Annotated in this window: 22 protein-coding genes; 17 read left to right on the top strand and 5 right to left on the bottom strand. The window is 63.2% G+C overall.

All coding sequences use genetic code 11. The annotated features are described in order from the left end of the window. The first annotated feature begins 3 nt into the window (after positions 1 to 3). The 4 genes from dapC (at position 4) to QM716_RS00515 (ending at position 5092) form a co-directional block, all read left to right on the top strand. Positions 4 to 1107 (top strand): succinyldiaminopimelate transaminase, encoded by a 1104-nt coding sequence (gene dapC, locus QM716_RS00530; protein WP_283301521.1) that lies wholly within the window; start codon positions 4 to 6, stop codon positions 1105 to 1107. A 64-nt stretch (positions 1108 to 1171) separates the two neighbouring features. Then, positions 1172 to 1852, top strand: a complete 681-nt coding sequence (locus QM716_RS00525; RefSeq protein WP_283301518.1) for a rhomboid family intramembrane serine protease — start codon at positions 1172 to 1174, stop codon at positions 1850 to 1852. A 12-nt stretch (positions 1853 to 1864) separates the two neighbouring features. Further along, positions 1865 to 3277 (top strand): acyl-CoA synthetase, encoded by a 1413-nt coding sequence (locus tag QM716_RS00520; RefSeq protein ID WP_283301516.1) that lies wholly within the window; start codon positions 1865 to 1867, stop codon positions 3275 to 3277. 213 nt (positions 3278 to 3490) lie between these two features. Then, positions 3491 to 5092, top strand: coding sequence for a substrate-binding and VWA domain-containing protein (locus tag QM716_RS00515; protein ID WP_283301513.1), 1602 nt, complete (start codon positions 3491 to 3493; stop codon positions 5090 to 5092). Here QM716_RS00515 and QM716_RS00510 read toward each other — a convergent pair. Continuing rightward, positions 5089 to 6396, bottom strand: coding sequence for an HNH endonuclease signature motif containing protein (locus QM716_RS00510; RefSeq protein WP_349307337.1), 1308 nt, complete (start codon positions 6394 to 6396; stop codon positions 5089 to 5091). The two genes, QM716_RS00515 and QM716_RS00510, sit on opposite strands and share 4 nt — an antisense overlap. Positions 6397 to 6520: 124 nt before the next feature. Between QM716_RS00510 and QM716_RS00505 the strand changes: the two genes are divergently transcribed. Further along, on the top strand, positions 6521 to 7495 hold the full coding sequence (locus tag QM716_RS00505; RefSeq protein WP_283301509.1) for an ABC transporter ATP-binding protein: 975 nt from the start codon (positions 6521 to 6523) through the stop codon (positions 7493 to 7495). Next, a complete protein-coding gene (locus QM716_RS00500; protein WP_283301507.1) occupies positions 7495 to 8253 on the top strand; it encodes an ABC transporter permease in 759 nt (252 codons plus the stop codon). The genes QM716_RS00505 and QM716_RS00500 overlap by 1 nt, the downstream gene beginning before the upstream one ends. 9 nt (positions 8254 to 8262) lie before the next feature. On the opposite strand, the gene QM716_RS00495 is transcribed toward QM716_RS00500, so the two are convergent. Both QM716_RS00495 and dapD read right to left on the bottom strand, forming a co-directional pair. Then, entirely contained in the window at positions 8263 to 9645 is a 1383-nt protein-coding gene (locus QM716_RS00495) for an amino acid permease (protein WP_283301504.1), read from the bottom strand. After that, positions 9645 to 10598 (bottom strand): 2,3,4,5-tetrahydropyridine-2,6-dicarboxylate N-succinyltransferase, encoded by a 954-nt coding sequence (gene dapD, locus QM716_RS00490; protein WP_019749368.1) that lies wholly within the window; start codon positions 10596 to 10598, stop codon positions 9645 to 9647. Before dapD ends, QM716_RS00495 begins: the two co-directional genes overlap by 1 nt. Positions 10599 to 10647: 49 nt before the next feature. Between dapD and dapE the strand changes: the two genes are divergently transcribed. The 10 genes from dapE (at position 10648) to QM716_RS00440 (ending at position 19192) form a co-directional block, all read left to right on the top strand. Continuing rightward, positions 10648 to 11718 (top strand): succinyl-diaminopimelate desuccinylase, encoded by a 1071-nt coding sequence (dapE, locus tag QM716_RS00485; protein ID WP_283301500.1) that lies wholly within the window; start codon positions 10648 to 10650, stop codon positions 11716 to 11718. Between the two features lie 16 nt (positions 11719 to 11734). Then, entirely contained in the window at positions 11735 to 12538 is an 804-nt protein-coding gene (locus tag QM716_RS00480; protein ID WP_283301498.1) for an LOG family protein, read from the top strand. Further along, positions 12532 to 13089: an LOG family protein gene (locus QM716_RS00475; RefSeq protein WP_283301495.1), complete on the top strand. Its 558-nt coding sequence runs from the start codon at positions 12532 to 12534 to the stop codon at positions 13087 to 13089. Before QM716_RS00480 ends, QM716_RS00475 begins: the two co-directional genes overlap by 7 nt. Before the next feature lie 180 nt (positions 13090 to 13269). Beyond that, a complete protein-coding gene (locus QM716_RS00470) occupies positions 13270 to 15042 on the top strand; it encodes a long-chain-acyl-CoA synthetase (RefSeq protein ID WP_283301492.1) in 1773 nt (590 codons plus the stop codon). 30 nt (positions 15043 to 15072) lie between these two features. Next, positions 15073 to 15972 (top strand): dihydropteroate synthase, encoded by a 900-nt coding sequence (gene folP / locus QM716_RS00465; RefSeq protein WP_230817391.1) that lies wholly within the window; start codon positions 15073 to 15075, stop codon positions 15970 to 15972. Then, positions 15969 to 16910 (top strand): glucosyl-3-phosphoglycerate synthase, encoded by a 942-nt coding sequence (locus QM716_RS00460; RefSeq protein WP_283301488.1) that lies wholly within the window; start codon positions 15969 to 15971, stop codon positions 16908 to 16910. Before folP ends, QM716_RS00460 begins: the two co-directional genes overlap by 4 nt. A 32-nt stretch (positions 16911 to 16942) precedes the next feature. Next, positions 16943 to 17347: a DivIVA domain-containing protein gene (locus QM716_RS00455; RefSeq protein ID WP_283301485.1), complete on the top strand. Its 405-nt coding sequence runs from the start codon at positions 16943 to 16945 to the stop codon at positions 17345 to 17347. Beyond that, complete coding sequence (locus QM716_RS00450) at positions 17347 to 17916, top strand: DNA-3-methyladenine glycosylase I (protein ID WP_283301482.1); 570 nt, start codon at positions 17347 to 17349, stop codon at positions 17914 to 17916. The genes QM716_RS00455 and QM716_RS00450 overlap by 1 nt, the downstream gene beginning before the upstream one ends. A 151-nt stretch (positions 17917 to 18067) precedes the next feature. After that, complete coding sequence (locus QM716_RS00445; protein WP_003945169.1) at positions 18068 to 18235, top strand: DUF3117 domain-containing protein; 168 nt, start codon at positions 18068 to 18070, stop codon at positions 18233 to 18235. 117 nt (positions 18236 to 18352) lie between these two features. After that, entirely contained in the window at positions 18353 to 19192 is an 840-nt protein-coding gene (locus tag QM716_RS00440; RefSeq protein WP_283301479.1) for a putative RNA methyltransferase, read from the top strand. Positions 19193 to 19198: 6 nt separating this feature from the next. Here QM716_RS00440 and glgA read toward each other — a convergent pair whose 3' ends face one another. Next, positions 19199 to 20371 carry a glycogen synthase gene (gene glgA / locus QM716_RS00435; RefSeq protein WP_283301476.1) on the bottom strand — a complete coding sequence of 391 codons (1173 nt, stop codon included), beginning with the start codon at positions 20369 to 20371 and terminating at the stop codon, positions 19199 to 19201. A gap of 132 nt (positions 20372 to 20503) precedes the next feature. On the opposite strand from glgA, the gene glgC reads away from it, so the two are divergent. Next, positions 20504 to 21718: a glucose-1-phosphate adenylyltransferase gene (gene glgC, locus QM716_RS00430; RefSeq protein WP_283301474.1), complete on the top strand. Its 1215-nt coding sequence runs from the start codon at positions 20504 to 20506 to the stop codon at positions 21716 to 21718. Here glgC and QM716_RS00425 read toward each other — a convergent pair. After that, positions 21715 to 22350 (bottom strand): O-methyltransferase, encoded by a 636-nt coding sequence (locus QM716_RS00425; protein ID WP_007736091.1) that lies wholly within the window; start codon positions 22348 to 22350, stop codon positions 21715 to 21717. The two genes, glgC and QM716_RS00425, sit on opposite strands and share 4 nt — an antisense overlap. Positions 22351 to 22422: the final 72 nt, after the last annotated feature.

The following is a 22422-nucleotide window of genomic DNA, read 5'->3' as shown; positions in this document are numbered from 1 at the left end:
ATCTTGTCTCGTACTCCGGTGGCCGCTGGGCTTCCTGATTTTCCGTGGGATTCGCTCGCCGACGTCACGGCAAAGGCGCACTCTCATCCCGACGGCATCGTGAACCTGTCCGTGGGTACGCCGGTGGATCCGGTGGATCCGGTGATTCAGGAGGCTCTGGCCTCTGTTGCCGAGGTGCCCGGATATCCGACGACTCATGGCACGCTCGCGCTTCGTGAGGCCGTGGCGGAGTCTCTGGATCGCCGCTACAACATTCCCGACGTCGATCCGGCAGCGGTGCTGCCGGCGATCGGTACCAAGGAAATGATCGCGTGGCTGCCGAAATTGCTCGGTCTCGGAGCCGACGATCTAGTGGTCATTCCGGAGTTGGCATACCCGACCTACGAAGTCGCGGCGAAGCTGGCAGGCGCCCGCGTTTTGCGTGCCGACGGCTTGAACAAGCTCGGTCCCGAGTCGGCGGCGATGATCTTCGTGAACTCGCCGTCGAACCCCACCGGCAAGGTGCTCGGCCTCGAGCACTTGCAGAAGGTCGTGGCCTGGGCGCGCGAGCGCGGCGCCATCGTCGTCTCGGACGAGTGCTACCTCGGATTGACCTGGGAGGCAGATGCGCTCTCCATTCTCGATCCCCGAGTCAACGACGGCGATCTGACCGGTTTGCTTGCGGTCCATTCACTTTCGAAGACATCCAACCTTGCGAGCTATCGCGCCGGGTTCGTCACCGGTGACCTTGCTCTGGTGTCGGAACTGCTCGAGGTGCGCAAGCATGCGGGCATGATCCTGCCGCTCCCGATCCAGGCGGCGATGACCGCGGCCTTGGGCGACGACCAACATGAGAACATCCAACGCGAGCGGTACCGCGAGCGTCGCAGCGTGTTGATCGAAGCTGTTCGAGACGCCGGATTCACCGTCGACAATTCCGAGGCCGGCCTGTACCTCTGGGCAACCCGCGGCGAGGAATGCCGAGCGACGGTCAGTTGGTTCGCCGAGCGCGGGATCCTCGTTGCCCCCGGTGAGTTCTACGGACCGAGCGGGAGCAAGCACGTTCGGATCGCTCTCACCGCAACAGACGAACGAATCGCCGCGGCAGCAAAGCGCCTCTCCGCCTGAACTGTGTGCTTTCGCAGGTGTCAGGTTCCCTGATGTCGGTATCAGTCCGATGTAAGGTCGCGCTGTGACCACCTCAGGGACCGGCGGCTTGGACGCGGTACTGATTGTCGCCGTCGTTGTTGCCGCGGTTGCGCTGATGCTCACCTGGCTGAAGGATCGTCGAATATTCGGAGACTTCCCTCTTGCGGCCGCTGTCCTTTGGCTGGTGGTGGCAGTTCCGTCGATCCTGCAGGCGCTGATGCCGGGACTGCTGGACATGTTTCGTCGTGATCCCACCATGATCCGTGACGGTCAATGGTGGCGCATTCTGACCTCGGTGCTCGTCCAGGACGGAGGGGTCGCAGGAACCGTCACCAATCTCGTGACGTTGGCAGTGGTGGCGCCGCCGGCGTTTCGACTCTGGGGCGCCGCACGCGGATGGGCTCTCTTCCTGCTCGGTCAACTGCTGTTCGGTTTGCTCACCACCGCAGTCTTCCCGTCGACCGGCGCAGGCAACTCCGGTGCCACACTTGCGCTGGCAGCGGCGGCCGCCGGGATCGGGGTTCTGGTACGTCCTCGAATGCCCGAGATTGTTCTGACTGCCGTGATTGTGGTCGGCGGCGCAACGCTGGTGACGGTCGACGACGCGCACGGATTCGCCGTGCTTTCCGGGGCGCTCTTGGGGGCGGCGCTGGTGACCCTCTTCCCACCACACTCGATGGATGCACGTCGGGCGGGAGAAAGTTTGCGACCATCCGCGCTGTGAGATGCTGTCGTGGTGCTGCTGAGATCCCTGAACCCCCTTGCTGTCGCCCGCGGCGACGACCTCGACGACGCCGTGACGATCGGTGACACGGTTCTCTCGCGGAGTGCCATTCTCGGTGCCGCAACCTCGGTCGCGGAGCGAGTGGCGCAGGCCGATCGGGTTGCCGTATTGGCAACTCCCACAGCAAAAACGATCCTCGCCGTCGTCGGGGCATTGATTGCCGGCGTCACCGTTGTGCCGGTACCGCCGGACTCGGGGAAGGCTGAGCGGGAGCACATCCTGCGTGACTCCGGCGCTCAGGCGTGGCTCGGCGAAACGGACGACCACTGCGAAGGCCTGCCGGTAGTTCCCGTCCGACTGCACGCTCGCTCGTGGCACAGCTATCCCGAACCGGCACCGCAGTCCACAGCATTCGTCCTGTACACGTCCGGAACTACCGGCCCACCTAAGGGTGTTCTGCTCAGTCGCTCGGCCATCGCAGCCGGGATCGATGCGCTCGGCGAGGCTTGGGACTGGACGTGGCGAGACACCCTGGTGCACGGGCTTCCGCTCTTCCACGTGCACGGACTGATCCTCGGAATCCTCGGCCCCCTCCGGATCGGCAGCCGGGTGATCCACACCGTCAAGCCGACGCCGGAAAACTATGCGCGGGCGAAAGGCTCCCTCTACTTCGGTGTCCCCACCGTCTGGTCGCGTATCGCCGAAGACGAAGAAGCTGCCCATGCGTTGTCCGATGCCCGACTTCTGGTTTCCGGTAGTGCGCCCCTTCCTGTGCCTGTCTTCGAAAAGCTGCGTGAGCGAACAGGATTGACGCCCATCGAGCGTTACGGCATGAGTGAGACGATGCTGACCTTGAGTACGCGTTTCGACGGCGAGCGACGCCCGGGGTGGGTCGGCGTGCCGCTGCGCGGTGTCGAGACTCGTCTTCGTGACGAGAAGGGCAACGACGTGCCACACGACGGCGAGAGCATCGGTGGCCTACAGGTACGCGGGCCGATGCTTTTCGACGGCTACTTGAACCGTCCAGACGCAACCGCCGAGTCCTGGACGGAGGACGGCTACTTCAAGACCGGTGATGTCGCCGTCATCGACGAGGGTGGGTTCCACCGAATCGTCGGCCGCGAATCCATCGACTTGATCAAAACCGGTGGGTTCAGAGTCGGCGCCGGCGAGATCGAGACCGCCATCCTCGGGCACCCCTCGGTGTCCGAAGTTGCGGTGGTCGGTGTCCCCGACGCCGACCTGGGGCAGCGGATAATCGCCGTCGTAGTCCGCAAGCCCGGGAGCCGCGAGGTCACCGAAGCTGAATTGGTCGAGTTGGTCGGGGCAGAGTTGTCGGCGCACAAGCGTCCCCGTGAGGTTCGCTTTGCCGAGACTCTGCCGCGTAATGCGATGGGCAAAGTCCAGAAGCGCGAGCTGTTCTGAGCAGAGCAGTTTGCTGAAAAATCGCTGAGACGCTTGAAGGATCGTGAGTTCGGCCGCCCTGTCCCGGAATGTGGGCTCGCCGGTTCTCCGATGATTCAGCGCTAGTTGGATTTTCTGTGTTCTTGGCTACACTACCGCCCGGTAGGGATAGCTCCAGTCGCACGCATGCCGTCGGTATGCCCTAGTGCGAGTGGCCTCGGAAGGACAGATTTCATGGCGGGCGGACGGCATTCGAGTCCTGACAGCGGGCGGTCGATCGGGTTCTACGCAGTGGGTGGGTTGGTTGCCGTCGCGGTAGTCGCCACCGGAGTGGTGGTCTTCAAGGCAACACAGTCCGATTCCTGCGAGAGCGTCGACGAGTACTCGCTGGCAGCAGATCCTGCGATCGCGCCTGCAGTGACGGAGATCCTCGCTGAATCGTCGCCGGAACAGACAGGCTGTTCGCGGATCACAGTCACCTCTGCGCTGCCGGGCGACGTCGCGGGAACTTTGGGTAAGGGCGTGGACGCTCCGGACATGTGGATACCGGATTCGACGGCGTGGGTCGGCAAAGCTGCATTGACGGCGAAGGGACCGGTCGCTGCCGCCGGCGGTTCGATCGCCACCTCGCCCGTCGTCCTCGCCTCCGGCGGTGGCGAACAGTTTGCCAGTTGGCTCACAGCGCTGCAGCTACCCGATCTTGCGCTGGGCAATCCGTTGTTCACCGGGGTTGCATCGGCGCCCATTCTCGGAGCTCTCGCGGAGACCGGCGCCACCTCCGAATCGGTTCGAGCGGCCCTCGTACCCCATGCCCAAGCCGAGAGTGTTCGTACCGAAGATCAGCCGGTAGGACAGAAGATGCTCACCGAATTGGTCAGCTCCGGGAAGGTCGGTGTTTCGACCGAGCAGCAGGTAGTCGAGTTCACGAAGGCCGAGTCGAAGATTTCCGCGACAGTGCCGGCGACGGGAACCATGATCATGGATTACCCCCTGGTGGTCAGTGCTTCGGCACCGGATCGGCACTATGCCGCAGCGAAGAAGGGTGACGCCATCGCCGACCTGTTGCACAGTGAATCTGCGCAGGAGGTTCTGACACGCAGCGGTTTCCGTACTTCCGGCGGAGGAGCTGTCGAAGGTGGAGTCGGTGACGTCACGGCACTGACCGTGTCCGAACAGTCGGTGGCCGATCAGACACTGGGTGCTTGGGCGTTGATGGCCAAGCCGATCCGGACACTCGTCGCGATCGACGTGTCTGCGTCGATGGACTATCCGGCGGCCGGCGGCAAGACGCGTATGCAGCTGACCACTGCTGCGGCCCTTGCCGGCAATCAAGTTTTCCCGGACAGCGTCGCCGCCGGTCTGTGGGCGTTCTCCCAAGGTATGAACGGAACCCAGGACTTCCAGGAATTGGTGCCGATCAGGCGTTACGACACCATCGTCGACGGCGTGACTCAACGAAAGTTGATGGCGGATCAGGCGAACCGGCTCACCGAACTCAAGCGTGGCGCCACAGGTCTGTACGACACGACTCTGGCAGCCTTCCGTAAGGTTCAGGAATCTTATGATCCGCGAGCGGTCAACAGCGTCATCATCTTGACCGACGGTGCCAACGAAGACCCCGACAGTATCAGCCGTGAACAGCTGCTCGATGTTCTTGCACGCGAGCAGGATCCGGCTCGACCGGTCATCATCGTCACCATCGGCATCACCGACGACGCTGATGCGGCGGCGCTCGCCGATATCTCCCGTGTGACGGGCGGTTCGACATACATCGCTCGCGACCCCTCGGAGATTTCCGAGGTGTTCGTGAACGCACTGGCTCACCGAGGAACTTAGGCCGCATCGGGACCGGCCCACGGTGTCGGAAGTGGCGGAGCCACAGACGAATATCGGTGCCCGGTAGGTGTCGTTGTGGTGAAGGTATGCCGGTTACCTGGTACAGGTTCGGCAGACCAGTCCAAGCCCTCCTTGGCGTAATTGCATGCCGCGCACAACCCCGCGCCGTTGGCTGCGCTGGTGGGGCCGCCAATTTTGTGATCGCGAATGTGGTCGCGGTGGCGAACCGGCGCGTCGCACCACGGAGTGCGACAGCTTCGATCACGGAGTTCGATCAATCGCGCCAACCCCTTCGGGAAGGTTCTCGCCGTTGATTCCATTGCGGTCATCGCACCGGTGTCGGGGCATGCGTAGATCTTTCGGACCGTTGCCATCGTGTCGGAGTCTTCGCTGGACTTGGCGATCCATTCGCGTGCAATGTCGGCTGGTACGGGTCCGTAGCCGTGGACGTGTGCCGGGTCGGTGCTGTCGCCCAGTAATGACTGATCGGAGACAACCAGATTCACGGTAATGGGTGTCGGTGTGGCGCGGCCGATTCCGGTGACACGCTCGACCAGGAGATCGGCCATGATTTGCGCATGCGTGCGCTTGTCCCCGCCGGCGAGAACGGAATCTGCGTCGCGCCTGAGCGTGGCGTGCACGGCGATACCTTCGGCAACGGGAAGTAGCACACTGAGATAGCACATCGTGTCAGGTGCAGGCCGTGCCGTCACTCGTCTGTCTCCCACGGCTTTGCGTGCTCGTCTGGCAACACTGTCGGCGTCGATCTCGGCAGTGCGTGTGCGGATCCTTGCTGCCAGTTGATGGTCGCCGCATCCGGCCAAGATTGCAGCGTCGCGGCAGAATTCGCGATCCAGTGTAGCGCGATCCTGGGTTGTGAGACACGCAGTCTCGCGCATGAGGATTGTCGCTTGATGCTCACTGATGGAGCCACGGACGAGCAGTCGAAGTGTGTGCGGCATCTCGTCGTTCAGTGCGCGGGCCAGGCTCAGATGTCGAGTTCCGAACCACACCGACTCTCTCCGTGCGAGTGCAACCTGCGCGTTGATCCCGCGGCCCTGGTAAGCGCGCGGAACACCCCGTTCGCTGCGGTCTTTGCGGGTCAACGCATCGAGGTCGGCAGCCAGCAACGCTTGGGCCCCGGCACAACTGGCCTTCAATTCTTCCAATGCGCGTAGAAGATCCACACGTGCTGCATTGTCGATGGAACGATCTATGCTGGCGAGTGAAGCTCTGAATTGTCCGATCGTCTCTTCGGATATCGCCTGCACAGGTATCGCCTGTTCAATTACTGTCGTCGTCACTTTTACCCCCCGGTAGTGTCGAACATACATTCGATACTAACGTCGACAACGAACTTACGCAACGGTTTTCTCCGTGCGCAGAGGAAAGTTCCGACAGTTCGGTTTTCGTGGTTGACTGGTCCTCATGATCGAGCTGAGGGGATTGACCAAGGTTTACGGACCGACGAAAGCGGTGGACGATTTGTCGTTCACGGTCAAGCCGGGCATCGTGACGGGCTTTCTGGGTCCGAATGGTGCGGGTAAGTCGACGACGATGCGGATGATTCTGGGGTTGGATCAGCCGACGTCGGGTTCGGCGTTGATCGACGGCAAGCCGTACCGCGAGTTGACGACACCGTTGCGGACGGTGGGCGCGTTGTTGGATGCGAAGTGGGTGCACCCCAATCGCAGTGCGCGGGCGCATCTGCAGTGGATGGCCGCCTCGAACGGGATCCCGAAGTCCCGCGTCGACGAGGTGCTCGGGTTGGTCGGGTTGTCCGAGGTGGCGGGCAAGAAGGCCGGCGGGTTCTCGTTGGGTATGTCGCAGCGTCTGGGGTTGGCGGGTGCGTTGTTGGGTGATCCGAAGGTGTTGTTGTTCGACGAGCCGGTCAACGGTCTCGATCCGGAGGGCATCGTCTGGATTCGTAAGTTCATGCAGCGGTTGGCGACCGAGGGTCGCACGGTGCTGGTGTCGAGTCACCTCCTGTCGGAGATGGCGTTGACGGCCGAGCAGTTGGTGGTGATCGGCCGGGGTCGGTTGATTTCTGATTCGACGGTGAAGGAGTTCGTGGATCGCTCGTCGGAGTCGACGGTGCGCGTGCGCAGTCCTCAGCTCGATGCGTTGCGCAGTGTGTTGCTCTCGCAGGGGCTGACGGTGCGTGAAGACGGTTCCGGTGTTGCGCCGGCATTGGTCGTCGTGGATTCGACCACCGATGTGATCGGCGGTTTGGCTGGTTCGCAGGGAATCGTGTTGTACGAGTTGGCGTCCCAGCAGGGATCGCTCGAGGATGCGTTTATGAAGTTGACCGGAGACGATGTCCAGTACCACGCGTCCGGTGTCGATCCGGGTGCTGGTGCACACCACGCAAATACACAGCAGGCTATGGGAGGTGCACTGTAATGGCTGTTCTCAGTGCTGAACGTATCAAGATCACCACGACCAAGTCGCCGCTGTGGTGCACGATCATCATCGTCGTTCTCGGGCTGGGGCTTGCGACCGCTTTCGGACTCAGCGCCAAGTCGTCGCTCCGCAGTTCGAACGGTGCAATGATGCCGACCGTGTCGGGGGCGCTCAGTGGAGTGACCGGCTTCGGCGTGTTGGTTCTGATGATCATGGCGGCCCTCGCGGTCACCAGTGAGTACCGCTTCGGGACCATCCGAACCACATTCCAGGCGATTCCGAATCGCGCTTCGGTGCTGATCGCCAAGGCCGGCCTCATCGGCGGTTTCGGAGCGGTATTGACTCTCGTATTGTCGTTCGGCGCCTTCGCTCTGACGAAGGCCACAGCAGGTGACGCCGGAAGATTCCTTACGCTGTCCGGCGACGAGAACTGGCGGGTCGTCTACGGAACACCGATCTACGCGTTCTTCTGCGTGGTTCTGGCAGTCGGAGTGGGAGCGTTGCTCCGGCAGTCTGCAGGTGCTATCGCGCTACTGCTGTTGTGGCCCCTACTCATCGAGAATCTGTTCAACCTGTTCGGCAGCATTGGCGAGAAGATCATGCCGTTCCTGCCGTTCATGAATGCCAATAACTTTCTCGGTTCCGGCGGTAGCGTCGACTTCCACTGGGGACCCTGGGGCAGCCTGATCTACTTCGCCCTCTTCGTACTCGTCGTCTTCGGTCTCAGCGTCGTCGTAGTGAACAGACGAGATGCATAGGCACACAGATCAAGCGGGCTGATTCTGCTTACGCCAGCGGGCGTTCAGGAAACCCAATGCCGCGATCACGAGGAACAACACGGTGGTCGAGATTAACTGCGCACGTGCATCGGCGTCGAAGAGCATGAGGACGACGAACACGCCGAGCATCGCGAGTGTCGCGTAGCTCAGATACGGGAACAGCCACATACGAACTGTCAGCTTGCCCGACGCTTCGAGTTGTTTACGCAGTCGCAGATGCGAGACGACGATGAAGATCCAGATGACGAGCAGCGCGGCGCCGACTGCGTTGAGCAGGATGCCGAGCAGGTCGTCGGGGAGCAGCCAGTTAAGCAGGACGCTGACGAAGCCGAAGAACACCGACAGCAGAACGGCATTCGTAGGAACTCCGGTGCTCGACAGTTTCGCCATGAAAGCGGGCCCGTCGCCGCGGCGCGACAGTGAGAACGCCATACGAGAGGTGCCGTAGATGTTGGCGTTGAACGCGGAGAGCAAAGCCACAACTACGACGAGTTCCATGAACCCGGCAACACCCGGAATGTTCGCCTTGTTCAAGACGGCCACAAACGGGCCGCTCTCGAGTTCGGGGTCGTTCCAGGGCAGCAGCAGAACCATGATCGAGATGGCGCCGATGTAAAAGACGCTGATGCGCCACACGACGCTCCGGACAGCGACGGCGATGGAGCGTTCCGGATCCTCGGATTCGGCTGCGGCGATGGTGACGATCTCGATCCCGCCGAAAGCGAATGCCACGACGAGAAGACCTGCGGCAATGCCGGACAACCCGTTGGGCATGAAGCCGCCCTGCCCGAAAAGATTGCTCGTACCGACCGGGTCGGTATCGGGCAGGATGCCGAACACCAGCAGGACACCGATGATCAGGAAGCCGATGATGACGGTTACTTTGATTGCGGCGAACCAGAACTCGAACTCGCCGAAGTTGCTGACCTTGGCCAGGTTCACGACGGCGAAGAACACCACGAAGACCAGGGCGACGACCCATTGCGGGATCGACGGCACCCAGTCGTTCACGATCGCCGACGCTCCGGTGATCTCGGCGCCCAGCACCATGATGAGCATGAACCAGTAGAGCCAGCCCATCACGAAGCCGGCCCACTCGCCGATTCCCAGGCGTGCGTAGTGGGAGAAGGAACCGCTGGCCGGAATCGCAGCTCCCATCTCGCCGAGCATGCGCATCACGAACACCACGACGGCGCCCGCAAGGATGTAGGAGATCAGGACTGCCGGGCCGGCCTTGGCGATACCGACGCCGGTTCCGAGAAATAGTCCGGCGCCGATGGCCGAGCCCAGGCCCATCATCGTCAGATGGCGGACCTTGAGACCGTGGCCGAGAGCAGTGGTTGTTCCGTCGGAGACGTCGGTGCTAGTCATCAGTCGTTGGCGTGCAAAGCAGCGTTCAGTTCGACGCCGGTGCCCTTCCACGGCACGACCTCGACGGCACCCGAGACCGAGTTACGGCGGAAGAGAAGGTTGGACTTGCCGCTCAGTTCCTTGGCCTTGACGACGGTGCCGTCCGGACCGGTGACCTTGGTGCCCGCGGTGACGTAGAGGCCGGCTTCGAGGACGCAGTCGTCGCCGAGTGAAATGCCGAGGCCGGCGTTGGCGCCGAGGAGGCAGCGCTTGCCGAGGGAGATAGTTTCCTTGCCGCCGCCGGAGAGGGTGCCCATGATCGAGGCGCCGCCGCCCACATCGGATCCGTCGTCGACGACGACGCCCGCAGAGATGCGGCCTTCGACCATCGAGTTGCCGAGGGTGCCGGCGTTGAAGTTGACGAAGCCCTCGTGCATGACGGTGGTGCCGCTGGCGAGGTGTGCGCCGAGACGGACACGGTCCGCGTCACCGATGCGAACTCCCGACGGCACGACGTAGTCGACCATGCGGGGGAACTTGTCGACGCTGAACACGGTGACGACTCCGCGGATGCGCAGACGCGAGCGAACCTGCTCGAAGCCCTCGACGGCGCACGGGCCGAAGTTGGTCCACACGACGTTGCTGAGCAGGCCGAACTGGCCGTCGAGGTTGACGCCGTGGGGCGCGACGAGACGGTGCGAGAGGAGGTGGAGGCGCAGGTAGACGTCATGGGCGTCGACCGGTGCCTTGGAGAGATCGGCGATGGTGGTGCGCACGACGACCTGCGAGACCTCGCGAGCGTCGTCAGTGCCTGCCAGGAGTGCAAGATCGGAAGGAATGTCTGTTCCCTCGACGTTCTCGGTACCGGTCTTGTCGAATGTTCCCAGCTCCGGTGCCGGGAACCAGGTGTCGAGGACGGTTCCGTCCGCGGTCACGTTGGCGATACCTACTGCTGTTGCTCCCTGTGCGCTCACGGGACTAGAGATTACTGGGTGGTGGGTGCACCGGCCTAGGCTGGTGCGTGTGAGCATCCTCGATCTTGCTTCGGACCCCATCGACTTGACGGCTGCCCTGGTCGACATCCCCAGCGTCTCGCACGACGAATCCGTCATCGCGCAGGCTGTCGAGGATGCGCTGCGTGAGCAGACTTCGGGCTTCGAGATCATCCGCAACGGCAACGCCGTGTTGGCGCGTACCTCGCGTGGTTTGCCCAGTCGCGTCATGCTCGCCGGACATCTGGACACGGTGCCGATCGCCGATAACGTTCCTTCGCAACGTGTTGGCGACATCCTGCACGGATGCGGGACCGTCGACATGAAGTCGGGCGACGCGGTGTTTCTTCACCTGGCCGCGACCATCGAGAACTTGGCCCACGACTTGACCCTGGTCTTCTACGACTGCGAAGAGATCGCCGCGGCGTACAACGGACTCGGACGAATCGAACGCGAGATCCCGGAATGGCTCACGGCCGACGTCGCAATTCTCGGTGAGCCGACGGCCGGTTTCATCGAGGCCGGGTGCCAGGGCACGATGCGGGTTCGGTTGACGGCTTCGGGAACTCGCGCACATTCTGCCAGGTCCTGGCTGGGCGAGAACGCCATTCACAAGTTCGGCGGAGCGTTGGAGCGGTTGTCGAGTTACCAGCCGCGCTCGGTCGACATCGACGGTTGCGGCTACCGCGAAGGTTTGTCGGCGGTGCGGATCTCCGGAGGTGTCGCCGGAAACGTCGTCCCTGACGAAGCCGAGATGGACGTCAACTTCCGATTTGCACCCGATCGCAGCGAGGCACAAGCCGAGGCACACGTGCGTGAAGCGTTCGACGGTCTGGGCCTCGGATTCGAGGTCACCGACTCCTCACCCGGCGCGCTGCCTGGCTTGGCGAACCCGTCCGCTGCCGCCCTGATCGAGGCGGCCGGTGGTCAGTTCCGCGCGAAGTACGGGTGGACCGACGTGTCCAGATTCTCGGCGCTCGGCATTCCTGCCGTGAACTACGGACCGGGTGATCCGAACCTCGCGCACAAGCGCGACGAGCACGTTCCGGTGCAACAGATCACCGACGTCGCGGACGTGCTGAGGAAGTATCTGTCGGCCTGACCGTTAGCCTTGCCGCATGGCACCAGAGAAGAATTCGGCTTCGAAGAAGCAGAGCTCGTCGATCAAGCACCGCGGGCCGGTTCAGCTTCGACGCAAGCGCAAGGACGAGAAGACCACGACAGATCAGCGCTTGCTCGACAAGCGCGGACCCACGGATTGGGTACACACCGATCCGTGGCGTGTGTTGCGTATCCAGAGCGAATTCATCGAAGGTTTCGGCGCGCTCGCCGAGGTCCCGCGTGCAGTGACGGTGTTCGGTTCGGCCCGCACCACGGTCGATCATCCCGAGTATCAATCCGGCCGTGAACTGGGAACGGCGTTGGCCGAGGCCGGGTACGCCGTCATCACCGGTGGTGGGCCGGGCGTCATGGAAGCTGCCAACCGCGGTTGCAGCGAGGCCGGCGGATACTCGATCGGTCTCGGCATCGAGCTGCCGTTCGAGCAGGGACTCAACGAGTGGGTGGATCTCGGAATCAACTTCCGGTACTTCTTCGCTCGCAAGACGATGTTCGTGAAGTACTCCCAGGCCTTCATCTGCCTGCCCGGCGGCTTCGGAACACTCGACGAGCTGTTCGAAGCACTCACCCTGGTGCAGACCCACAAAGTCACGCGCTTCCCGATCGTCCTGTTCGGTACCGAGTACTGGTCCGGACTCGTCGACTGGATTCGCGGCACCCTCGAGAGTGACGGCAAGATTTCCGAAGGCGACGTGAACCTGCTGCACGTCACCGACAGCGTGGAAGAAGCAGTACGAATCGTCCTCGACGCAGACAAGGGCGTCGACGAGGCCGCAGATCTGGGGAAAGAAGAGGAATGGTGACCGATTCCGACAAGAAGTACTCGATCTGCGTCTACTGCGCGTCAGGTCCGGTGGACGAGTCTTTCCTGGCGTTGGCGGCAGAGGTGGGAACCGCGATCGGTCGACGCGGATGGCAGTTGGTCTCGGGCGGCGGCAACGTTTCGATGATGGGCGCTGTTGCCGAGTCCGCTCGCGCGGCGGGCGCTTGGACCGTCGGCGTCATTCCGAAGGCCTTGGTACACAAGGAAGTTGCCGACGTCGATGCCGACGAGTTGATCGTCACGGACACCATGCGCGAACGCAAGAAGCTGATGGAAGATCACGCCGACGCGTTCATCACGCTGCCAGGCGGAATCGGCACGCTGGAAGAGTTGTTCGAGACGTGGACCGCCGGCTACCTCGGAATGCACGAGAAGCCTGTGGTGATGCTCGATCCCGTCGGGCACTTCACCGGCCTGCTCGAGTGGTTGAACAAGCTCGAGGGGACCGGCTTCGTCGGGCGTCAGGCGCTGGACACGCTGCTGGTGAGGACGGACGTCGAGGCTGCCCTGGACGCGTGCGTCGAAAGGTGACAGACGCGTGCGTCGAAAGGTGACAGACGCGTGCGTCGAAAGGTGACAGACGCGTGCGTCGAATGGTGGCAGACGCGTGCCTGAAACCCTGACCTGGGGCATGGCGGGCTTTATTACCGTGCAGTAAGGTGGCCGCAGACCGGGCGGCCGAATGGGCGCCGGATACGTGTTAGGGGAGCCATGAGTTCGGAAGCCCGTTCGACCGTCGGCCTGCTGGATCTGGCGGCAAAACTGCCGTCGATGATCACCGAGGTGCCGATCCTGGCGCGGGGGGCTGCCGGCCTCACCCGAAAGCCTTCGGCCAAGGAATCGATCGGGTTGATCTTCCAGAAGGCTGCGCACGCTCACCCGTCACGCCCGTTCATCCGGTTCGAAGGTCACGCGACCAGTTATGCCGAGGCCAACGAACTGGTGAACCGCTACGCGGACGTTCTCCGTGGCCGAGGGGTCGACCGCGGAGACGTCGTCGGAGTGCTGGCAAAGAACACGCCGGAAGCCCTGCTGATCGCACTCGCTGCCGTCAAACTCGGTGCGGCGGCAGGCATGCTGAACTACAACCAGCGCGACGACGTTCTGGCACACAGCCTTACGCTGCTCGACGCTCGCGTCCTGGTGGTCGCCGACGAGTGCGAAGAAGCCCTTGAATCGTTGCCTGCCGGATTTGCCGGGCCAGCTCAACTTCTTGTCAGTGAACTGTCGGATCTGGCGAAGACGGCTGATCCGGCCAACCCGGCGGTCACCGCCGAGGTGCTGGCTAAGGAGAAGGCGTTTTACATCTTCACCTCGGGCACCACCGGAATGCCCAAGGCCAGCTTGATGACTCACTTCCGCTGGTTGAAGTCGATGTCAGGGCTCGGGTTGATGGGCGTGCGCTTGCGCGGCTCCGACACCCTGTACTGCTGCCTGCCGCTCTATCACAACAACGCGTTGACGGTCTCGTTGTCCTCGGTGCTCGCGTCCGGTGCGACCATCGCGATCGGACGTCAGTTCTCCGCCTCGCGGTTCTGGGACGACATCGCAGTCAACAAGGCGACCGCCTTCACCTACATCGGCGAGCTGTGCCGCTATCTGCTCAACCAGCCGGTCAAGCCGACCGACAGCGACAACGCTGTTCGGCTCATGGTGGGTAACGGTCTGCGCCCTGAGATCTGGGCCGAATTCACCCAGCGGTTCGGCATTCCCCGCGTCGCCGAGTTCTACGGTGCCAGTGAATGCAACATCGCGTTCGTCAATGCACTCAACGTGGACAAGACAGCAGGCATCTGCCCGTTGCCGCACGCCGTCGTGGAGTTCGACGAGGACACCGGAAAGGCGTTGCGCGCCGCCGACGGTCGACTCCGCAAGGTCTCCACGGGTCAGGTCGGGCTCCTGCTGTCCAAGGTCACCGACCGGGCGCCTTTCGACGGTTACACCGACGAGGCGGCGAGCAACAGCAAACTGGTACGCGGCGGATTCAAGGACGACGACACCTGGTTCGACACCGGGGACCTGGTGCGCAAGCAGGGATGGGGCCACGTCGCCTTCGTCGACCGCCTCGGTGACACTTTCCGATGGAAGGGTGAGAACGTCGCCACCACGGAAGTCGAGGGCGCGCTGAGTTCGTACCCGGCCGTCGAGGAAGCGGTTGTCTACGGCGTCGAGATTCCGGGCACGGACGGGCGCGGGGGCATGGCGGCGGTCAAGCTACGGGACGGTCAGAGTTTCGAGGGCAGCGAAGTCGCGGCTCACCTCTACGGCAAGCTCCCCAACTACGCGGTCCCGCTGTTCATCCGCATCGTCGACTCACTCGAACACACCAGCACTTTCAAGTCGCGCAAGGTGGAATTGCGGAACGAGGGTTACGACGTCGGCGTCGACACTCTGCACGTTCTCGAAGGCCGCGAGGGTGGTTACGTGGACTCGTACGACGAATACGTCGGAAAGGTCGCGGCAGGCTCGGTACCCAAGGGCTAGACCGAGTTCCGTCATGCCAGTATGAGTGGCATGTCTTCACTCTCCGGTTCTACCGCGCAGCCAGGTCCGGCGCCCACCCTGTGTGGGCGTCCGGTCGCGGTCGACCGTGCATTGGTGATGGCGATCGTCAACCGCACTCCCGATTCCTTCTACGACCAGGGCGCGACGTTCTCGGACTCGGCGGCGATGGCTGCCGTCGATCGGGCCGTCGACGAGGGCGCTGATCTGGTGGACATCGGGGGAGTGAAAGCCGGACCGGGTGACCTCGTCGACGCTGACGAGGAAGTCAGGCGGGTGGTTCCGTTCGTCGCCGCGATCAGGGCCAAGTACCCCGAGCTGATCATCAGCGTCGACACCTGGCGCAGTGGCGTCGCACGGCTGGCGCGCGACGAAGGCGCCGACCTGATCAACGACACGTGGGCCGGTGCGGATCCCGAACTCGTTGTGGTCGCCGCCGAGACGGGCGCCGGCATCGTTTGCTCGCACACGGGCGGCGCAGTTCCGCGCACCCGCCCGCACCGTGTCCGCTACGACGACGTCGTCGCAGATGTGGTCTCCGAGGTGGTGTCGGCGGCAGAACGCGCCCTGGCTCTCGGTGTTCCGCGTGACGCGATTCTGATCGATCCCACCCACGACTTCGGCAAGAACACCTTCCACGGGCTCGAGTTGTTGCGAAAAGTGGACGTTCTTGTAAACACCGGGTGGCCAGTGCTGATGGCGCTGAGCAACAAGGACTTCATCGGGGAGACTCTTGGTGTGGAGCTTTCCGAGAGGTTGGAGGGAACATTGGCAGCGACAGCAATGGCCGCGGCGGGCGGCGCCCGGGTGTTCCGTGTTCACGAGGTGGCGTCCACCCGTCGAGTAGTCGACATGGTGGCCGCGATCCAGGGACGCCGCGCCCCGGTACGTACGGTTCGAGGTCTGGCATGAGCATCACCGGTGCGGGCCCGACCCGCGTATGGGCAGAAGCCAACAGTTGGGACCATCCAAGTTGGACGGTGGCCGAACTCGAACGGGCAAAGGGTGGCCGAACCGTCTCGGTGGTGTTGCCCGCGCTCAACGAAGAGGACACCGTTGCTGCGGTGGTCGACACCATTCATCCGTTGCTCGGCGGCTTGGTCGACGAATTGATCGTTCTCGATTCGGGTTCGAGCGACCGTACCGCCGAACGTGCTCGCGCGGCCGGAGCGACGGTGATCAGTCGTGAGAGCGCCGTCCCGTCCATCCCACCGACCGCGGGCAAAGGCGAGGTGCTCTGGCGTTCGGTCGCCGCGACGACCGGCGATCTGATCGCATTCGTCGACTCCGACCTCATCAATCCCGATCCGGCGTTCGTTCCCAAACTGCTGGGCCCGCTGCTCACCGTTGACGGCATCCATCTGGTGAAGGGCTACTACCGCCGTCCGCTGCGCGTGAGCGGCACGGAGGACGCCAACGGTGGCGGACGAGTCACGGAATTGGTTGCGCGGCCCATGTTGGCTGCGCTGCGGCCCGAACTCACGTCGGTGCTGCAACCATTGGGTGGTGAGTACGCGGGCACCCGAGAGTTGCTCTCCGCAGTCCCGTTTGCACCCGGCTACGGCGTCGAGATCGGCTTGCTGCTCGACACGTACGACACGTTGGGCCTGGCGGCGATCGGTCAGGTCAATCTGGGTGTGCGCAAGCATCGCAACCGGCCACTCGCCGACCTCGGCGTGATGAGTCGGCAGATCATCGGAACGATGCTCAGGCGGTGTGGGATCGAGGATTCAGGTGCCGGGTTGACCCAATTCCTGGTCGACGGTGATTCTTTCGTGCCCGAGACCACGGAGGTATCGCTCGTCGATCGACCCCCGATGAATTCGATAGTGCGCACCGCGGGGGTCTGACCGCTTACCCACGGGTATGGGAGTATCGGTCCATGATGACGATCCTCCTGTACCTGATTGTCATGGCACTGGTCGGCGCGATGATCTTCCTCGCCGCCAGCGCTGTGTTCGGGCGCTCGGAAGAGCTGCCGCCGCTGCCTCCGGGCACGACGGCGACCGTGCTCCCGGCTGAGGACGTCACCGGAGCGGACGTCGACGCTCTGCGCTTTCAGCAGGTGCTGAGGGGTTACAAGGCGAGCGAAGTGGATTGGGCCCTGCATCGCCTCGGAATGGAAATCGATTCTCTGCGTGCACAACTGGGCCGTGACGAGAAATCCGAGATTCTGATCCAGCCTGAAGGCCTGTCCAAGTCCGAAGCATCTGCGGCGGGGCCTGATTCGGCAGCACCTGAGTCTTCGGCGGTTACTGAGTCCGAGTCGAAGGATTCACAGGGCTGATGGCAGACGGACTGGTTCGATGCGGCTGGGTGGTCGAGACGCCCGGCGACACCCTGTACCGCGACTATCACGACGAGGAGTGGGGGCGCCCGCTGCACGGGCGCGACGAACTGTTCGAGCGGCTCGCTCTCGAGGCATTCCAATCGGGGCTTTCGTGGATCACGATTCTGCGCAAACGCGAGTCGTTCCGAGAAGCGTTCGACGGGTTCGATCCCGACAAGGTCGCAGCGTACGGAGTTGCGGATGTGGAGAGATTGCTCTCCGATGCCGCGATCGTCCGCAATCGCGCGAAGATCGAGGCGACGATTTCCAACGCCCGAGTGCTCGTGAATTCACCCGATCTGGACCTCGATTCGTTACTCTGGTCGTTCTCGCCGCCTCGACGCACCAGACGACTGACATCAATTGCAGAGGTTCCGGCGGTCACTCCCGAGTCGACTGCCATGGCTAAGGAACTCAAGCGGCGCGGGTTCAAGTTTGTGGGTCCTACCACGGCTTATGCGCTCATGCAGGCCACCGGAATGGTCGATGATCACGTGGCTGATTGCTGGGTTCCAGCGCAGGTGTGACGGTCGACTCAACACCCCTAAATGTGACTCAGATTCCCGGTTCCCGCATCCATAGGGAACAATGGAGGGTACGAGCCTCGCTGATTGTTGGCGGGGCACACCGTTAGTCGAGGCGCAGAGTAATGCAGCGCAGATCTGGAGGGAGCAGAGGATGGCGGCCATGAAGCCCCGGACCGGGGACGGTCCCCTCGAAGCAACCAAAGAGGGACGAGGAATCGTCATGCGGGTTCCACTCGAGGGTGGCGGACGCCTCGTCGTCGAGCTGACCCCGGATGAAGCTGCAGCGCTCGGTGTGGAACTCACGAACGTCACCAGCTAGTCGGGTCCAGGTTGTAGCAGTACGAACAACAGCACGTGATTGCACGCAGGCTCCGTAACCGTTTCGGTACGGGGCCTGAAGTGTGTGCGCACCACAGGTAGCCGAAAGGACGGATCAATGCTTGCCGCCGTGATCGATCTTCTGTCCTGCCCTCAGTGCGCTGCCGAGTTGGAATTGGTGGACGGCGCCGCCGAGTGCGACCGCGGACATCGATTCGACCTGGCTCGCCAGGGTTACGTGAGCCTGATCAGCGGCGGAGCCACGAAGTTCACCGGCGACAGTGCCGAGATGATCGCGGCGCGCGCACGATTGCTCAGCGCGGGCCATTTCGACCCACTGATGGGTGCCGTCTCCCGGGCCTGCTCGACGACAGCCGGGCCGGACCCTGCGCGGATCGTCGAAATCGGTGCAGGCACAGGCCAATACCTCGCCCACGTCGTGGATTCGCTGCCTGATTCTCGCGCGATAGCCTTGGACGTGTCCAAGTTCGCGGCACGGCGAGCTGCGAAGGTCCACAAAAGAATCGGCTCCATCGTCGCAGACGTCTGGCAGCCACTGCCGATTCGCGACGGAGCGTTGTCTCACGTGCTCTGTGTGTTCGCTCCGCGCAATGGTGCGCAGTCTCATCGTGTTCTCGCCGATGACGGCGTTCTCGTGGTGTTGACGCCCACCGACAGGCATCTGCGCGAGCTGATCGACATCCTTGCGATGGTCCGGGTCGACGATCGCAAGGTGGAACGCCTCGAATCCTCGATGGCCGGCTACTTCGACCGTGTGAGCAGCGACGAGGTCGAGTTCACGATGTCATTGTCACACCAGGACATCGTCGACCTGGTGGGGATGGGACCGTCGGCGAGACACCTGACGCCCGCCGATCTCGCTGCTGCCGTGGCGAAGCTGCCGCAGTCGAGCACCGTCACCGCGTCGGCGACGATCTCGACCTACCGCAAAATCTGACCTGGATCAGCGTCTCGTGACGGCATCCGCGTAGACCTCGAGCGTCTGCTTGGCGATTTCGGACCAGGAGAACTCGTCGATCGCACGGATTCTGCCCGCACGACCCATCGCTTCGGCGCCCTCTCGGTCGGCGACAACGGCATTGACGGTGGCCGCGAGTGACTCCTCGAAGGCGTTCGGCTCGTAGGCGTTGTAATGCACGAGTCGCCCGGTGACGCCGTCGGCGACCACCTCGGGAATACCGCCGACATCGGAAGCGACCACGGCGGTCTCGCACGCCATGGCTTCGAGATTGACGATCCCGAGAGGCTCGTACACCGAAGGGCAGACGAATACCGTTGCTGCCGAGAGTATTTCCCTGATCTGTTCGATCGGGAGCATTTCGCGCACCCAGAAGACGTTGCCTCGATGCTTGGCGAGTTCGGCCACCGCCTTCTCCGTTTCGGCGGCGATCTCCGGTGTATCGGGAGCGCCGGCACACAGCACGAGTTGAATCTCCGGGTCGAAGTGGTGTGCCGCCGCGACTAGGTGACCAACTCCCTTCTGCCTGGTGATGCGTCCGACAAACGCCACGATAGGTTTGGCTGGATCGACGCCGATCGACGCGAGCGCGGACTGTGCTCCCGGCGCAGACCCACCGGGATGCCATACCTCGGTGTCGATTCCGTTGCGCACCACGTGAACGCGACTCGGATCGACAGCGGGATACGCGTCGAGGACGTCGAGTCGCATTCCGGCACTGACGGCGATGATCGCGTCTGCATGCTCGACGGCGTTGCGTTCGGACCACGACGAGATCCGATAGCCGCCACCTAGCTGCTCGGCCTTCCACGGGCGCCTGGGCTCGAGTGAGTGGGCAGTGAGGATGTGCGGTACGTCGTAGAGCGCCGAGGCGAGATGCCCGGCCAGTCCGGTGTACCAGGTGTGGGAGTGGACGATGTCGACGCCGGCCGCTGCGTCGGCCATCCGCAGCTCGGTGGAGAGCGTTGTCAAGGCGGGGTTGGATCCGGCGAGTGCGGGGTCGGGAGAGTGGACGATCGCGCCTTCGCGCGGGGCGCCCATGCAGTGCACGTCGACCTCGCACAACCGCTTCATCTGAGCGACAAGCTCGGTTACGTGTACTCCTGCGCCGCCGTAGATCTCCGGCGGGTATTCCTTGGTCATCATCGCGACTCGCACGCGCTAAACCTAACCGCCCGTGGTCGATCCGGCTACCGATCGCGCTTTCCCCGCCCGTTCGGAGAGGGACACGATCGGACCTCTCGGACTGCTTCGCTAGCGGGAGTTCACCAGTGCGGATAGGTTAGCGGTGTGAGAAGCCAGCCGCATGTGCTTGGAATCGTGCTCGCCGGGGGCGAGGGCAAACGCTTGTATCCGCTGACCGCGGACAGAGCGAAGCCCGCAGTGCCCTTCGGAGGTGCATATCGACTTATCGACTTCGTGTTGAGCAACCTTGTCAACGCGGGATATCTGCGTATTTGTGTGTTGACGCAATACAAGTCACATTCACTCGACCGTCACATTTCGCAGACGTGGCGATTGTCCGGGTTCGCGGGTGAATACATCACTCCGGTCCCGGCCCAGCAGCGGCTCGGGCCGCGCTGGTACACCGGCAGCGCCGACGCAATCCTGCAGTCGCTCAATCTCGTTTACGACGAGGACCCCGAGTACATCGTGGTTTTCGGTGCCGATCACGTGTACCGGATGGATCCCGAACAGATGGTGCAGCACCACATCGACTCCGGGGCAGGGGTGACGGTCGCGGGTATTCGTGTACCGCGAAGCGAGGCTTTTGCTTTCGGCTGCATCGACAGTGACGAGTCCGGACGCATCACCCAGTTCCTCGAGAAGCCCGCGCATCCTCCCGGGACTCCGGACGACCCCAACTCGACGTTCGCGTCCATGGGTAACTATGTGTTCACCACCAAGGTGCTCGTAGACGCCATTCGTGCCGATTCGGAGAACTCCGACTCCGACCACGACATGGGCGGCGACATCATTCCCGCCTTGGTCGCCGCGGGTGAGGCGTCGGTCTACGACTTCAAGGACAACGTCGTTCCTGGCGCCACCGATCGAGACCGTGGTTATTGGCGCGACGTCGGAACCCTCGACGCCTTCTACGACGCTCACATGGACCTCGTGTCCGTGCATCCCATCTTCAATCTCTACAACCGTCGCTGGCCCATCCGCGGCGCCACCGAGAACCTCGCACCTGCCAAGTTCGTGAAGGGCGGACTCGCGCAGGAATCGGTGGTCGGTGCGGGGTCGATCCTGTCTGCCGCGACCGTGCGCAATTCGGTACTCAGCTCCAACGTGATGATCGAGGACGGTGCGACCGTCGAGGGCAGCGTGCTGATGCCGGGTGTGCGCATCGGCAAGGGGGCCGTCGTTCGGCGCGCGATCCTCGACAAGAACGTCGTGGTAGGTGACGGCGAAATCATCGGCGTCGACCTCGAACGTGATCGCGAACGATTCGCAATCAGTCAGGGTGGCGTCGTCGCCATCGGGAAAGGCGTCTGGATCTAGAGCTTGCTCGCGCAGAGGAGGCCGTCGCCGAGGGGGAGGAGTACTCGAATGAGTCGCTCGTCCTCGGTCACGGCCTTCGCTGCTTCTCGGACCGCAACAGTCGTCGCATCGCGAGCGGAGCTGTCGGCAACGCGGCCGTCGGCGAGGGCGTTGTGCAGAACGATGACACCGCCGGAACGCAGCAGGCGGACACCTTCGCGGACGTAGTGCGGGTGGTCGATCGCGGCGCAGTCGACGAACACCAGGTCGTAGCCGCCGTCGGCGAGACGGGGGAGGACGTCGAGTGCGCGTCCGTTGATCAGGCGGGTGCGTGCCGGAGCGATTCCGCTTTCGCGGAAGGTCAGCTTGGCCGCCCGCTGGTGTTCGGGTTCGCTGTCGATCGTGGTCAGGACGCCGTCGTCGCGCATACCGTGCAGAAGCCACAGGCTGCTCACGCCGGCTCCGGTGCCCACCTCGACGGCTGTCTTCGCGTCGAGCATTCTCGCGAACATGGCGAGCGTTGCGCCGACAGCGGGCGTCACCGGATGGGCTCCGAGATCCAGCGCTCGATCTCGCGCCGCGGTCAAAATCTCGTCCTCGGAAACTACGTCCTCGACGTGGCGGAGTATCTGTTCGGCGTGGGTCACGCTCATGAGGTTATCGGGCGGTTCGGATTGTCGCTGCAAGGCGCGCAGTCACCAGGATTCTCAGGAATCCCTCAGGCT

The sequence above is a fragment of the Rhodococcus sp. IEGM 1409 genome, from assembly GCF_030056735.1.
Lineage (GTDB): Bacteria > Actinomycetota > Actinomycetes > Mycobacteriales > Mycobacteriaceae > Rhodococcus_F.
This window is presented reverse-complemented; position numbering and strand designations above follow the sequence as displayed.